The following is a 13,584-nucleotide window of genomic DNA, read 5'->3' as shown; positions in this document are numbered from 1 at the left end:
GGACCAGTGGGGACGAGCGGGCCCGGCGCCACGCCAGGCTGCCCGTGGCCAGTGCCCTGGCCCGTGGCCGTCCCGCGGCACAGCGGGGTGCCGTCGGTCCCAGGCGGCCTGGAGACCGGGTGCCGCCGTGCGTCCTGTGCCCGGCTCCTGGGCGGCCGTCGATCAGGCGCAGCCGGTCGGCAGCCGGTTGCGGGCATGCGTCAGGGGGTGACCACCGGCAGGGTGGTCACCCCTTCGTGCATGTCTTCACATGTGTGGTGCTGGAGCGGGCGCGGACGGGCTAATGACCGCCCTGCTGCTCGTCGCGCCGCCGCTGCCAGCGCTCTTCGATCCGCTCCATCACGGAGCGTTTCTGCCGTGGCTGACGGCCCGAGTGGGGTGCTGCCCCGGCGGCGGGCTGTTCGCCCGGCTTGGGGGCCTTGCGCCAGCCGGTCACGGCGAGAACCGCACAGCCCAGCATCACGAGGAATCCCACGACGCTGAGCCAGACCTGCTGGGCGACCATACCGGCCATGAGGAGCGCAATACCTACGAGGAAGCCCGCGACCGCCTGGTAGACCCGTCGCCGGGTGTACGTACGCAGCCCGCTTCCCTCAAGCGCTGTCGCGAACTTGGGATCTTCGGCGTACAGCGCTCGCTCCATCTGCTCGAGCATGCGCTGCTCGTGCTCCGAGAGCGGCACGGAGTCCTCCTCATCGTGCAGTCGCCGGGGCGACCCGGGGGGTCTCTTCAGGATAGGCAGGGAATCGCCCCCGTGAAACCCGCCCCTCTGCGCCAATTGGCCAACCGGTCTCCGCCATGGACGTCCCGGCCCGCTGAGATTCCCATTCCCCGGCGGCCGACCCGTCATGCCGGGCGGTCTCCCTCGATCATACGGCGACAAGCCCCCGTTCGGGGGGCCTGTGGCGTACTCCATGTGCGGCCGAGGCGCTGATCAGCGGTGCGCCACCAGCAGCATCCGAGGCAACTTCGAACTCCTATGCCTCTTGCGTCCCCGGCGCCTCACCGAGCACATGGAGCTGCGTGGCCACGGAGTGGAAGGCCGGCAGCTCGGCCGCCGCGGCCTCCAGCTTCAGCAGCGCGTCCAGCGCCCCGGGCTCCGTGTCCACCAGCACGCCGGGGACGAGGTCGGCGAAGACCCGCACCCCGTGCACGGCACCGATGCGCAGCCCCGCGCTCTCGACCAGACCGGTGAGCTGCTCGACGGTGAACCGGCGCGGCATGGGATCACCCGTGCCCCAGCGCCCGTCCGGGTCACCCAGGGCCTGCCTGGCCTCCGAGAAGTGGCCGGCGAGGGCGCGGGCGAGCACGGCGCCGCCCAGGCCGGCGGCGAGCAGGCTGAGCACGCCCTCGTCGCGCAGGGCGGCCACCGCGTTGCGGACGCCCTCGGCCGGGTCGTCCACGTACTCCAGTACGCCGTGGCACAGCACCGCGTCGTACCCGCCGCGCTCGGCCACGTCGAAGAGGCCGTGGGCGTCGCCCTGGAGGCCCTGCACGCGGTCGTCGACACCGGCCTCCGCGGCCCGGCGCTCCAGGGCGAAGAGCGCGTTGGGGCTCGGGTCGACGACGGTGACCCGGTGACCGAGGCGGGCCAGGGGCACCGCGAACTTGCCGCTGCCGCCTCCGGCGTCGAGAACGTCCAGCGCCTGTCGGCCCGTGGCCTTGACCCTGCGGTCGAGGGCGTCCTGGAGGACCTCCCAGACCACGGCGGTACGAAGGGCAGCGCGGGGGCGCATGGGGTCCGACACGGCAGTGACTCCTCGGCGCGGCACCGCCTCTGGCACGGCGGAGCGAACGGGGCGCCTCCCCCGGCACGGGTCCGGGAAGGGCGGGCTTCAGGCGCCCCCCACCCTATTGCCTCCCGTCCCCGGCACGGTCATGCCGGTACCGACACCGGACGAGGCGGGGGCCGGGCGGCCGGAAGGGCGCTGTCGTGCCGCGGCATCACCCCGCGTCCGGCATGTCCCGCCCCCCGTGGTCGCCGCCGTCGCCCTCCAGGCGGTCGGCGTCCGGGCGCGGCTGGGGCAGGACCGGCTGAAGGACCAGCATCCGCTCCACCAGGCGCAGGAACACCGCCGCGTCCCGTATGAGGTCGTCGGCGTCCCGGTTACTGGCCGCGCCCCGGATACCCGCCTCGGCCCGGGCGCGGCGCCGGGCGCCCGAGGCGAACAGGGCACTCCACTCGGTCAGCTCGGGGGCGATCTCGGGGAGCACTTCCCAGGCACTCCGGATGCGGGCCCGGGCCCGGGGTGTGGCCTCCGGGCGGCCCCGGGCGGCGAGCACCGCGGCGGCGGTGCGCAGGGCGGCGAGGTGGGCGCGCGCATACCGCTCGTTCGGCGTTTCCAGGACGGTCGCCTCGTCCAGTCCGGCGCGGGCCTGAGCCAGCAGGTCGAGGGCGGCGGGCGGGGCCGTGGCCCGGCGGAGCACGGGGTGCACGTCGCTCGCCGGGCCGGTCAGTGAGGGGGCAGGGCCGGCGGCGCGGCGCCGACGGGCGGCGGCTGCAGACGAGTTGGCCATGACGATCCTCCTGTCGTCAGCGTGACGGCACGCCCTCACACGGGGTGCCGCGTATGTGCCCATCGTGAGGTATGGCACTGACAATCCCTTCTGAGCTGGGGTTTTGCCTCGCTCGACCGTTCGGGGTAGCTTTTGCACTGACCAGTCAGTTCAAATTGCGCACCGGCGGCTCCGCCGGTGTCTCTCTCAGGGGGTGGAGAGCTGTGGACGGTCCGCACGGGCTGGACGTCACGGCCCGCGGCTTCGGGCTCCGCGGGCCCCGCGGCTGGGCGTTCCGCGGGGTGGATGTGGACGCCGGGCCGGGTTCGCTGATCGCGGTGGAGGGGCCCTCCGGCTCGGGCCGCACCTGCCTGCTGCTGGCGCTCACCGGGCGGATGAAGCCCACGGAGGGCACGGCCGCCGTGGGCGGTCTGCGGCTGCCCCGGCAGATGGCCGCCCTGCGCCGGATCAGCGCGCTCGCCCATGTGCCGGGGGTGACCGACCTCGACCCGGCGCTGACCGTCGGCGAGCACCTGCGCGAGCGGGCGCTGCTGCAACGCCGCTTCGGCGACTCGCTGCGCGGCCTGCTGCGGCCCCGGGCACAGCGGGCGGCGGAGGCGGAGCTGCGTATCGACCGCGCCCTCGGGGCCGCGGGGCTGGACCGCGCGGCCCTGCCCAAGGGCACCCGTACGGCCGTACGCGATCTGGAGCGGCTGGAGGCGCTGCGGCTTTCCGTCGCACTGGCGCTGCTCGGCCGCCCGCGGCTGCTCGGTGTCGACGACGCCGACCTGAAGCTGTCCGACGCCGAGCGGACCGAGGTCTGGTCCCTGCTGGCGTCGATCGCCGAGTCCGGCACGACGGTGGTGGCGGTGTGCGCCGAGGCGCCGGAGCAGGCGGTGCGGGTGTCCGCCCGGGGCGCGGGCCCCGAGCCCGACGAAGGGCCGGAGGCCGACGAGGGTCCGCTGGCCGACGAAGGTCCGGAGGCCGGCGAGGGCTTCGAACCCGATGGCGCGCCGGAAGCCGAGCGAGTCCCGGAGGCCGACCGGGCCCCCGCACGGGACGGGTCCCACGACAACCGCCACACCGGCCACACCGGCTACACCCGCGACACCGGCGACACCCGCGACACCCGCGACAGCGGCGACACCCGCGACACCCGCGACACCCGCGACACCCGCGACAACCCTAAGGAGGCCGGCGATGCGTTCGCCGAGGCTGGCCGCGCTTGAGCTCAGGCGTTTCGGGCGGGGGCGCCTGCCGCGTGCCGCCCTGGTGGCGCTCCTGGTGCTGCCCCTGCTCTACGGCGCCCTGTACCTGTGGTCCTTCTGGGACCCGTACGGCCGCCTGGACCGCATCCCCGTGGCACTGGTCAACGAGGACAAGGGGGCCACCGCCGACGGCAAGAAGCTGACCGCGGGCGACGACCTCACCGAGCGGCTGCGCGAGAGCGAGGTCTTCGACTGGCGGGAGGTGAGCGCCACCGAGGCCCGCCGGGGTGTCGAGGACGGCACCTACTACCTGTCGCTGACCATGCCCGCCGACTTCAGCCGGCGCATCGCCTCCAGCTCGGGCGAGGCCCCGGAGACCGGCGCGCTCCAGGTGCGCACGAACGACGCGAACAACTACATCGTCGGGCAGATCTCCCGGACGGTGTTCGCGGAGGTGCGTCAGGCGGCGTCCACCAAGGCGTCGCGGTCGTTCCTGGACCGCATCTTCATCTCGTTCTCCGACATCCACGGCGAGACGGTGAAGGCGGCCGAGGGGGCCGACAAGCTGAAGGGCGGCATCGGCAAGGCCAAGAAGGGCTCCAAGGACCTGGCCGACGGTCTGAAGGACGCCCAGGACGGCAGCGGCGATCTGGCCAAGGGCCTGAAGAAGCTGCACAAGGGCGCGGGCGACCTGGACGACGGCGCCCAGCAGGTCGCCGAGGGCACACAGCAACTCGCCGACAAGGTCAACGGGGTCGACGGGAAGGTGGGCCCCTTCCTGAAGGGGAACGACAAGACCATCGGGGACACCGCACAGCTCGTCGCGGACTCCTCCGGGTTCATCCGCGACCACCTCGACACCCTGGTGGAGCGGGCACCGGGCGCCGCCGAGCGCGCCCACACGGCCACCGAAACCCTGACCGGCATCCACAAGAGGCGCTGCGAGGAGCCGGTGCTGCCCGACGCCGCCTGCTCCGACCTGAAGGAGGCCCGGGACGCGGCGGCCGACGTCGCGGTCATCGCCGACGACCTCAACACGATCGTCGCGGACCACGACGGCGACCTGAAGAAGCTCGACGAGAACCTCGCCACGCTCGAGGAGCAGGCCGAGGCCCTCGCGAAGCGCGCGCCGAACCTCTCCGAGGACCTGGACGACGCCGTCAAGAAGATCAACAAGCTGAACGAGGGCGCCGGAAAGGTCGCCGCCGGCGCCGAGAAGCTGCGCAAGGGGCTGGGCACGGCGAAGACCGGTGCCGTGGACCTGGACGAGGGCGTCGGCAGGCTCAAGACGGGCGCGGACGACCTGAACGGCGGCATGTTCAAGCTGGTGGACGGCTCCACGAAGCTGGCCGGCGGCCTGCACGACGGCGCGGAGCAGATCCCCGACTACGACGAGCGGGACCGCGACCGGCGCACCGGCGTGATGGCCGACCCCGTCCGGCTGGTCTCCGACAACCTGCACCGCGCGCCCAACTACGGCACCGGATTCGCCCCCTACTTCATCCCGCTGTCCCTGTGGGTGGGTGCCATGGTCGCGTACATGGTGATCGCGCCGCTGAACCGCCGGGCGCTCGCCGCGGGGGCCTCGGCCTGGCGGATCGCGCTGGCCGGCTGGCTGCCGGTGGTGGCGATCGGGGTGCTGCAGACGGTGGCGCTGATGTCGGTGCTGCACTGGGCGGTCGGCCTGCAGATGGCCCGGGCGGCCGGCACGGTGGGCTTCCTGTTCCTGGTCACGGCCTGCTTCACCGCCCTCGTGCAGTGGCTGAACGCCCGCTTCGGGGCGGCCGGCCGGATCCTGGTCCTCGCCCTGCTGATGCTCCAGCTGACCTCGGCGGGCGGCACCTATCCCGTGCAGACCAGCCCGGGCTTCTTCAACGCGCTCCACCCGTTCCTGCCGATGAGCTACGTCGTCGAGGCCCTCAGAAGGCTCATCACGGGCGGCGGCCTCGAACCGGTGTGGCACGCGTGCGTGGTGCTCGCCGCGTTCACGCTGGGCGCCCTCGCGCTGACCGCGCTGTCGGCCCGCCGCCGGCAGGTGTGGACGCTCGACCGGCTGCACCCGGAGCTGACCCTGTGAGCCGGTCCGTGCGATCTTCGGCGCCGGTTCCTGTGACAATCAGGGCCATGGAAAGCAGCAGCACCGCGCCGCACGGCGGCCGCGGCCGTCGCGAGGCCACCCGGCAGAAGCTCTACGAGGCCGCCGTCACCCTCATCGCCGAGCAGGGCTTCTCCGCCACCACGGTGGACGAGATCGCCGAACGCGCCGGGGTCGCCAAGGGCACGGTGTACTACAACTTCGCCAGCAAGTCCGTGCTCTTCGAGGAGCTGCTGCGGCACGGCGTGGGGCTCCTGACCGCATCCCTGAAGGAGGCGGCCGAGGGCACCGCGCGCGCGGGCGGCAGCAAGGTCGACGCCCTGGACGCGATGGTCCGCGCGGGCCTGGTCTTCATCGACCGCTATCCGGCCTTCACCCAGCTGTACGTGGCCGAGCTGTGGCGCACCAACCGGGCCTGGCAGTCCACGCTGCTGGTGGTCCGGCAGGAGGCCGTCGCGGTCGTCGAGGGGGTCCTGCGCGAGGGTGTGGCGGCCGGCGAGTTCAGCGAGGAGATCGACGTCCAGCTGACCGCCGCCGCGCTGGTCGGGATGGTGCTGGTGGCCGCCCTGGACTGGAAGTCCTTCCAGCCGGAGCGCTCCCTCGACGACGTGCACGCGGCCCTGTCGCGCCTCCTCCAGGGGCGGGTGGCCGGCCGCCCCTGAGCCACCCGCCGGACGACCGGAAGACAAGAAGCGCCGGTCCGTGGTGGCCGCGTCCCCCGCGGGCCGCCGCCGGACCGGCGCTCCCTTGTACTCCCCCGTACGTTCCCCCGTAGAACCCCCGTTCTCGGTCGTCCCCCGGGTCCCCCCGTGTCTCGCTCCCGCCGACCGCGGCCGGCGGAAGGAGCGGATCGTGGGCCGGCCCGTTCCGGCGCCCCGTGTCGCCGGTACCGGAGCCGTGCCCCTCTCCGTGCCCCCACTCTCTCGTTCGCGCGGGCCGCGACCCATCCGTGTGGGTACTCATCTCGTCGGCTAGGTACGGATACTCAGACCTGCGCACCCGTGCCCAGCGAGCAGGAACACCGCAGGTCACCGCACCCGCGGGCCGGATTGTCGGTGGCGGTCGATAAAGTCCCTCGCATGGCACGGATTGCGGTGATCGGCGCCGGTGCGGGCGCGATGGCGGCGGCTGCCCGGCTGGCCGTCGCGGGCCACCGGGTGGCGGTGTACGAGCGCACGGAGACGTACGGCGGGGCGGTGCGCCGCTTCGAGCGGGACGGCTTCCGCTTCGACACCGGCCCCGGCCTGCTGCCGCTGCCCGCGGTCTGGCGCGATCTGTTCGTCAAGACGGGCAAGGAGCCGCTGGAGCACTGCGTCGACCTGGTCCAGGTCGATCCGTCGTCACGGCATGTCTTCGCGGACGGCACCGAGGTGGCGCTGCCGAACGCCTCGCGCGCGGGTGTCGTCGCGGCGCTGGCCGAGGCGCTGGGGGCCGCGGCCGGGCGGCGCTGGGGCGACTTCCTGGTGCGGGCCCGCGAGGCCTGGGACCGGACGCGCCGGCCGCTGCTGGAGGAGCCGCTGTGGCCCGACTGGCAGGTGCTCGGTGAGCGTGAGCCCTACCCGGCCGTCCCCCACAAGCGGCTGCTGCGCACCCGCCGGGCCGGCACGCTCGGCGAGATCGGCGCCTGGGAGCTGCGCGACGCCCGGCTCACCGCCCTGCTGGAGAGCCATGCCCTCGCCTGGGGCCTGGACCCGCGCACCACTCCCGCGAGCGCCGCCGTGCTGCCGTACATGGAGCACGCCTTCGGCACCTGGTACGTGCGCGGTGGGCTGCGCGAACTGGTCCGCGCGGTGTACGAGCGCTGCCTGGCCCGCGGGGTCGCGTTCCACTTCGGCAGCGAGGTCACCGGGATCGTGGAGAAGGACGGCCGGGTGGCGGGAGTGGAGCTGGCCGACGGCGGTGTGGCGGAGGCCGAGTTCGTGGTCGCCGGCGTCGCGCCCGGCGTGCTGGACCGGATCGCCGGCGGCACGGCGGTGCGCGGGGCGGGCGAGGTGCCGCCGCAGCGGGCGGCGGCGAGCAGGCTCACGGTGCTGCTGGCGCTGCGCGGCGGCCGTCCCGAGGGCACCGCGCATCGCACGGTGGTTCACACCGAGGACCGGGACGCGGAGCTGAACGCCCTGTTCGGCGCGGCGCCGGGCATGGCCGCGCGCCCGACGGTGACGGTGCTGCGGCCGGACGGTCCGGAGCTGGTGCCGGACGCCGGGCACGAGGCGGTGACGCTGACGGCGGTGGTGCCCGCGCGGCCCGAGTGGAGCCGGGCGGCAGCAGACGTGTTCGACGTGCACGCCCAGCAGGTGATCGGCGTCGCCGAACGGGCCGTACCCGGCCTGCGCGACCGTCTGCTCTGGCACGAGGCGCGCACCCCGGCCGACATCGCCGGGGCGACCGGCGCGGAGGGCGGGGCCGTGCCGGCACCGGCGCTGGCCGCGGCCGGCGGCCGGCTGCTGCACCCGTCGAACGGCACGCGCACCGACGGTCTGTTCACCGTCGGCGGCTGGTCGCACCCCGGCGGCGGGCTGCCGCACGCGGGCATGTCGGGGGCGCTGGTCGCCGGGCTGATCGTGGAGGGGCCGGAGTTCCGCGGCTCTCAGTGAGCTTGCCGGCGCGCCCCTCGGCGCCCGGTCTCAGAAACGGTACTGCTCGTCGAAGCCCTGGCCCTGAGCCTGCCCGTCGCCCGGGTGGGGGTAGGGCTGCTCCGGCGGGAGTTCGCCGCCGTACGGGTCGTCGGTGCTGCGCTGCTGCGGGACCCACACCCCGCCGGGGGGCGTCTCTCCGTAGCCGCCGGTGGCGTACTGGTCCTGGCCGTAGCCCTGCTGGTCGTAGGTCTGCCGGCCGGTGGTGTAGCCGGTGTCGTACCCGGCCCCGCCGTAGGTGTGGGTGCCGATGTACGGGTCGGAGTACGCGGCGTACTGCTGCTCGCCCGAGGGGTCGTAGTAACCCTGCTGGCCGTAGCCGGAGTAGTCGTAGGCGTAGGACGCGTCGGCGGTGTGGGCGGCGGCGGCCGGGGCGTGCTGCTCCTGGCCGTAACCGGAGTCGCGGTAGACGCCGTAGGAGCCGGTGTCGTCCGGCATGGGCTGCGGCTCGTACACCGCCGTGGTCTCCGCCTCCGTGGGCCCGGCGGGACGCGCGGGCGTGAAGACGTCGTCACGGTCGTGGTCGTCGTAACCGTAGGCGACGCGGTCGCGGTCACGGGCGCGGTCGTCGTCGCCGTACTCGGCCTCGGCCGCTTCCAGGCCGGAGACCTCCAGCGTCGGCTCCTGGCGGCCCCGCTCCGGCCGGGCGCGCCGGCTTCCGACGAGGCTCGCCGGGGCGTTGACCGCCCAGCCCGCGGCGAAGCCGCGGCGGAACGAGAGCGTCACGTAGGTCTGGCCGACCGCGAAGGCCGCAGCGCCCAGTGCGATGACGACGACGGAAGGGATCAGCACGCCGACCACCACGCCGAGGAAACCGACGAACGCCAGCAGCCGCCAGCGCAGGCGCGCCTTGTACTGCAGCAGCACCTCGCCGAGCAGCCACAACGCGACGATGCCGAACGCGATGTAGAGGACCGTCCAGCCCATGTACGCCCCTCTCCCAGTGACCGCAACGCAGTGTGTCGTACGTGCGTGCGGCAGGTCTAGGCCTGCGGCGGGTGGTGCAGGCCCAGGTTCTCGTAGATTTCCAGCGTCGCCGTGGAGTTGTTCAGCGTGATGAAGTGCAGTCCGGGGACACCCTCGGCCAGCAGTCTCGCGCAGAACTCCGTGGCGAACTCGATCCCAAGGGAGCGTACCGCCGCCGGATCGTCCTTCGCTGCGAGGATCCGCTCTTTCAGCTCGGGCGGGAACGAAGCGTTACTGAGCTTTGGCAACCGTTCCAGCATTTTCACGCTGGTCACCGGCATGACCTCCGGGATCACCGGGGTCTCGCAGCAGGCCGCGGCGACCTTGTCGCGCAGGCGCAGGTACGGCTCGGGGTGGAAGAACATCTGCGTGATCGCGTAGTCGGCGCCGGCCCGGCACTTGTCGACGAAGTGCGCCACGTCCGTGTCCCAGTCGCTGGAGCGCGGGTGCATCTCCGGGAAGGCCGCCACGCCCACGCAGAAGTCGCCCGACTCCTTGATGAGACGGACCAGGTCCGCGGCGTAGGTCAGGCCCTGCGGGTGCGGGACCCAGTCGCCCATGGGGTCGCCGGGCGGGTCGCCGCGCACGGCGAGCATGTTGCGGATGCCCGCGTCGGCGTACTGGCCGATGATGTTGCGCAGCTCGGCGACGGAGTGGTTCACGGCGGTGAGGTGGGCGACCGGCGTGAGCGTGGTGTCGGCGGCGATCTGCTCGGTCGCCCGCACCGTGCCCGCGCGTGTCGAGCCGCCCGCGCCGTACGTCACGGAGACGAAACTGGGAGCCACCGCCTCGACCCTGCGGAGCGCGTTCCACAGGTTCCGCTCGCCCTTCTCCGTCTTGGGCGCCCAGAACTCGAACGAGTACGTCGTCTTGCCGGTCGCGAGCATGTCGCGGACGGTGCGTGCGCGATCAGTCCTGGTGGATGCGGTTCCGAGGGCCATACGGGCAGGTTAGCCAGGGCTTGTCGGTCCCCCAACCAGACGCAGGCATTTTGTCCGTATTGTCGATTTTCCGTCCATCCCTTGGACAGTCGCGGGACTCTGCGGACGCGGAGAGCGGCCTAGGCCTGGCGCAGCCGCTTGGCGAACTCCGCCGCCGCCGCACCGGGGTCGTCGGCCTCGGTGATCGCCCGGACCACGACCGCGCGTCGGGCACCGGCGTCGAGGACCTGGTCGAGGTTGCCGAGGTCGATGCCGCCGATGGCGAACCAGGGCCGGTCCGTGCCCAGCGCGGCCGTGTGGCGCACCAGGTCCAGGCCGGGTGCGTGGCGGCCGGGCTTGGTGGGGGTCGGCCAGCAGGGGCCCGTGCAGAAGTAGTCCACGCCCTCCTGGGCGGCGGCCGCGGCGGCCTCGGAGTCGGCGTGCGTGGAGCGGCCGATCAGGACGTCGTCGCCGAGGATCGCGCGCGCGGCGGGTACGGGCAGGTCGCCCTGGCCCAGGTGCAGCACGTCGGCGCGGGCGGCGTGGGCGACGTCCGCCCGGTCGTTGACGGCGAGGAGCTTGCCGTGCCGGGCGCAGGCCTCGGCGAAGACCTCCAGGTGCGCCAGTTCCTCGGCCGCCTCCATGCCCTTGTCGCGCAGCTGCACGATGTCCACGCCGCCGGCCAGCACCGCGTCCAGGAACTCGGGCAGGTCGCCCTGGCGCCTGCGGGCGTCCGTGCACAGGTAGAGCCGGGCGTCGGCGAGCCGGGCGCGGGCGGTGACTGCGGTGTCGGCCATGCGTGGGTGTCCCCCGTTGTCGTGGCGGACCGGACGAGCCGGTCGGTGCCGGTGGCGGACCGGAAGCTCCGGGCCGTTGTCGGTGAGGACCGGATGCTCCGGCCGCTTTCCATGCCGGACCGGAGGCTCCGGGCCGTTGTCGGTGACATGCGGGCGTGCCCGCTGTCGGCGGCGTACGGGCCGCGGTTCACCGCGGCCGCGGCCCCGGCCGGCCGCGGCCCGTACGCCGGTCGGTATGCCGGGTCAGACGGCGAGCGCCTGGGCCCGGCGCTTCACCTCCGTGCCGCGATTCTCGCTCAGCGCCTGCGCGGGGGTGCCGGGCAGGGAGGGGTCGGGGGTGAAGAGCCACTCCAGCATCTCTTCGTCCGTGAAGCCGTCGTCCCGCAGCAGCGTCAGGGTCCCGGACAGGCCCTTGACCACCTTGTCCCCGTCGATGAAGGCGGCGGGGACGTGCAGCGCCCTGTTCTCCCCCCGGCGTACGGCGATGAGCTGGCCCTCCTTGACCAGCTGCCGCACGCGGGTCACCTCGACGCCGAGCATCTCGGCGATGTCGGGGAGGGTGAGCCAGGCAGGCACGAGAGCATCGATCTTTGCGTCAATCTCGGTCACGCCTCCAGCCTGCCATCTGGCACTGACAGTCGGAAGCCGGACCCGTCCGACATGGGCGGACGGGTGAGTCCCCGGCGTCCCCGGCACCCGGTGGATCAGCCGGTGGATCGTCCGGTGGATCAGCCGGTGGATCGTCCGGTGGTTCACCTGGCGGGCCGCCCGGCGGACCACCCGGCGGGGCACGCGCTACGCCGTCGCCGCCTTCAGCGGCCTGGCCGGGTCGGCGAGCAGCCGCGGGTCCATCCGCGCACCGGACTCGATCAGCCGCCTGCCCTGGGCCAGGTCCCGGGGACGGCCCACGGCCAGCAGGGCGATCAGGCGGCCCTCGCGCAGCCAGCAGACGGTCCAGGCGGGCCCCGACGGATCGCCGCGCCACAGCGTGGCGTCGGCCGACGTGTGGTGACCGGCGTACTGGACGAAGCGCCCGAACTGCTCCGACCAGAAGTACGGCACCGGGTCGTAGACCGCCGGTGTCTCACCGGTGGCCGCGCCCAGGATGTTGGCGGCCACCGTGCGCGGTCCCTGGAGGGCGTTGTCCCAGTGGTGCACCAGCAGCCGCTCGCCGTAGCGGCCGGAGGGGAAGGAGGCGCAGTCGCCGACCGCGTACACGTCGGGCAGGCAGGTGCGCAGCCGGTCGTCGGCCACGACCTCGCCGTGCGTGCCCAGCTCGATGCCGGTGCCGGCCAGCCAGGCCGTGGCGGGCCGGGCGCCGATGCCGACGACGACCGCGCCGGCCGCCACGCGCGTGCCGTCGTCGAGGACGACCGCGCCGGGCTCGACGCGCTCCACGCGCGCGCGGGTGCGCAGATCGGCGCCGGCGTCGGCGTACCAGGCGGTCATCGGGGCGGCCACCTCGGCGGGCAGCGCCCCTGCGAGCGGCCGGTCGGCGGCCTCCACGACGGTCACCGCACAGCCCGCCTCGCGCGCCGCGGTGGCGAACTCCGCGCCGATCCAGCCGGCGCCGACGACCACGATGTCGTGCTGCCGGACCAGCACCGGGCGCAGCCGCTCGGCGTCGTCCAGGGTGCGCAGCAGATGGACGCCGGGCACGCCCTCGGTGCCGGGCAGCCGAATCGGTTCGGCGCCGGTCGCCAGGACGAGGACGTCGTACGGGACGGGTCCCGCGGAGGTGTCGAGGACGTGCGCGTCGGGGCGCAGGCCGAGCGCCTCGCAGCCGAGGCGCACCTGGATGCCGAGCGCCTCGAAGTCCACGTCGAAGGCGGAGCCCTCGGCCGTGCCCAGCAGCACCGCCTTGGACAGCGGCGGCCGGTCGTACGGCTGGTGGGGTTCGGCGCCGATCAGCGTCACCGTGCCGGCGAACCCCTGTTCGCGCAGGGCGACCGCCGTCTGCACACCGGCCATCCCTGCGCCGACCACGACCACGTGCCCCGGCGGCGCGCCGCGTTCCCGCGCCCGTTCCTGCGTCTGCTCGCTCACCTGATCACCATAGACACCTGACGAGTTGTCAGTCAGTGGTCGTGCGCCGTGACCTGCTCCACAACGCTGGTGCCGCGCCCCGGCCGCGACTCCCACTCCCAGCTCTCCTCCAGCCGCACGCGCCCGTCCGGCAGCTCGACGACCGTCGACACGCAGTGCCCGGACGCCGTGGTGCCGTCGGTCCTGAGCTGCACGTACCGGAAGTCGAGCCGGTCGCCCTCGCGCGTGCCCACCAGATGACCGCGCACGACGTCGCCGCCGGCGTACTCGGCCCAGATCTCGCCGTCCTTCTCGTGGTAGGTGAACCGGGTGTGCGTGCCCACCTGACCGGGCGCCTGGTCGGCGACCGGGGTGAGGACGAGACCGTCGAGCGAACGTGCCACCGGCGGATGCTCCCTTACAGACGCGGATGACGACAGTTAG

General features: G+C 73.7%; 13 protein-coding genes. 4 read left to right on the top strand and 9 right to left on the bottom strand.

What is annotated here, in order from left to right; translation table 11 throughout:
- Positions 1 to 280: 280 nt before the first annotated feature.
- The 3 genes from ACLGIH_RS25445 to ACLGIH_RS25435 form a co-directional block, all read right to left on the bottom strand.
- Complete coding sequence (locus tag ACLGIH_RS25445) at positions 281 to 682, bottom strand: DUF3040 domain-containing protein (protein ID WP_416527605.1); 402 nt, start codon at positions 680 to 682, stop codon at positions 281 to 283.
- Between the two features lie 295 nt (positions 683 to 977).
- Positions 978 to 1,748: a methyltransferase gene (locus ACLGIH_RS25440; protein ID WP_416527604.1), complete on the bottom strand. Its 771-nt coding sequence runs from the start codon at positions 1,746 to 1,748 to the stop codon at positions 978 to 980.
- Positions 1,749 to 1,944: 196 nt separating this feature from the next.
- A complete protein-coding gene (locus ACLGIH_RS25435; RefSeq protein ID WP_416527603.1) occupies positions 1,945 to 2,517 on the bottom strand; it encodes an SAV_6107 family HEPN domain-containing protein in 573 nt (190 codons plus the stop codon).
- A 203-nt stretch (positions 2,518 to 2,720) separates the two neighbouring features.
- Between ACLGIH_RS25435 and ACLGIH_RS25430 the strand changes: the two genes are divergently transcribed.
- From ACLGIH_RS25430 to ACLGIH_RS25415, 4 genes are all read left to right on the top strand, one after another.
- A complete protein-coding gene (locus ACLGIH_RS25430) occupies positions 2,721 to 3,725 on the top strand; it encodes an ATP-binding cassette domain-containing protein (RefSeq protein ID WP_416527602.1) in 1,005 nt (334 codons plus the stop codon).
- Positions 3,697 to 5,781, top strand: a complete 2,085-nt coding sequence (locus tag ACLGIH_RS25425; RefSeq protein WP_416527601.1) for a YhgE/Pip family protein — start codon at positions 3,697 to 3,699, stop codon at positions 5,779 to 5,781. Before ACLGIH_RS25430 ends, ACLGIH_RS25425 begins: the two co-directional genes overlap by 29 nt.
- 47 nt (positions 5,782 to 5,828) lie before the next feature.
- Positions 5,829 to 6,461 (top strand): TetR/AcrR family transcriptional regulator, encoded by a 633-nt coding sequence (locus ACLGIH_RS25420; RefSeq protein WP_416527600.1) that lies wholly within the window; start codon positions 5,829 to 5,831, stop codon positions 6,459 to 6,461.
- A 417-nt stretch (positions 6,462 to 6,878) separates the two neighbouring features.
- On the top strand, positions 6,879 to 8,393 hold the full coding sequence (locus ACLGIH_RS25415; RefSeq protein ID WP_416527599.1) for a phytoene desaturase family protein: 1,515 nt from the start codon (positions 6,879 to 6,881) through the stop codon (positions 8,391 to 8,393).
- Between the two features lie 30 nt (positions 8,394 to 8,423).
- On the opposite strand, the gene ACLGIH_RS25410 is transcribed toward ACLGIH_RS25415, so the two are convergent.
- The 6 genes from ACLGIH_RS25410 to ACLGIH_RS25385 form a co-directional block, all read right to left on the bottom strand.
- Entirely contained in the window at positions 8,424 to 9,359 is a 936-nt protein-coding gene (locus tag ACLGIH_RS25410) for an SCO2102 family sporulation regulator (RefSeq protein WP_416527598.1), read from the bottom strand.
- 56 nt (positions 9,360 to 9,415) lie between these two features.
- On the bottom strand, positions 9,416 to 10,339 hold the full coding sequence (gene metF / locus ACLGIH_RS25405) for a methylenetetrahydrofolate reductase [NAD(P)H] (RefSeq protein WP_416527597.1): 924 nt from the start codon (positions 10,337 to 10,339) through the stop codon (positions 9,416 to 9,418).
- 119 nt (positions 10,340 to 10,458) lie between these two features.
- On the bottom strand, positions 10,459 to 11,115 hold the full coding sequence (thiE, locus tag ACLGIH_RS25400) for a thiamine phosphate synthase (protein WP_416527596.1): 657 nt from the start codon (positions 11,113 to 11,115) through the stop codon (positions 10,459 to 10,461).
- A 243-nt stretch (positions 11,116 to 11,358) separates the two neighbouring features.
- Entirely contained in the window at positions 11,359 to 11,724 is a 366-nt protein-coding gene (locus ACLGIH_RS25395) for an Rv2175c family DNA-binding protein (RefSeq protein ID WP_004001914.1), read from the bottom strand.
- A 186-nt stretch (positions 11,725 to 11,910) separates the two neighbouring features.
- Complete coding sequence (locus tag ACLGIH_RS25390; RefSeq protein ID WP_416527595.1) at positions 11,911 to 13,161, bottom strand: NAD(P)/FAD-dependent oxidoreductase; 1,251 nt, start codon at positions 13,159 to 13,161, stop codon at positions 11,911 to 11,913.
- Positions 13,162 to 13,193: 32 nt separating this feature from the next.
- Positions 13,194 to 13,544: an avidin-fold protein gene (locus ACLGIH_RS25385; RefSeq protein ID WP_416527594.1), complete on the bottom strand. Its 351-nt coding sequence runs from the start codon at positions 13,542 to 13,544 to the stop codon at positions 13,194 to 13,196.
- Positions 13,545 to 13,584 lie beyond the last annotated feature (40 nt).

The sequence above is a fragment of the Streptomyces hamibioticus genome (genome assembly GCF_047946815.1).
GTDB lineage: Bacteria > Actinomycetota > Actinomycetes > Streptomycetales > Streptomycetaceae > Streptomyces.
The sequence above is the reverse complement of the archived record's forward strand: the minus strand, read 5'-3'. Positions and strand labels throughout refer to the sequence as shown.

Bases quoted from the DNA above. Each gene is read 5' to 3' on its own strand.
- ACLGIH_RS25410 (WP_416527598.1), bottom strand. From the start codon at position 9,359: ATGGGCTGGACGGTCCTCTACATCGCGTTCGGCATCGTCGCGTTGTGG.
- thiE (WP_416527596.1), bottom strand. From the start codon at position 11,115: ATGGCCGACACCGCAGTCACCGCCCGCGCCCGGCTCGCCGACGCCCGG.
- ACLGIH_RS25435 (WP_416527603.1), bottom strand. From the start codon at position 2,517: ATGGCCAACTCGTCTGCAGCCGCCGCCCGTCGGCGCCGCGCCGCCGGC.
- ACLGIH_RS25415 (WP_416527599.1), top strand. From the start codon at position 6,879: ATGGCACGGATTGCGGTGATCGGCGCCGGTGCGGGCGCGATGGCGGCG.
- metF (WP_416527597.1), bottom strand. From the start codon at position 10,339: ATGGCCCTCGGAACCGCATCCACCAGGACTGATCGCGCACGCACCGTC.
- ACLGIH_RS25425 (WP_416527601.1), top strand. From the start codon at position 3,697: ATGCGTTCGCCGAGGCTGGCCGCGCTTGAGCTCAGGCGTTTCGGGCGG.
- ACLGIH_RS25420 (WP_416527600.1), top strand. From the start codon at position 5,829: ATGGAAAGCAGCAGCACCGCGCCGCACGGCGGCCGCGGCCGTCGCGAG.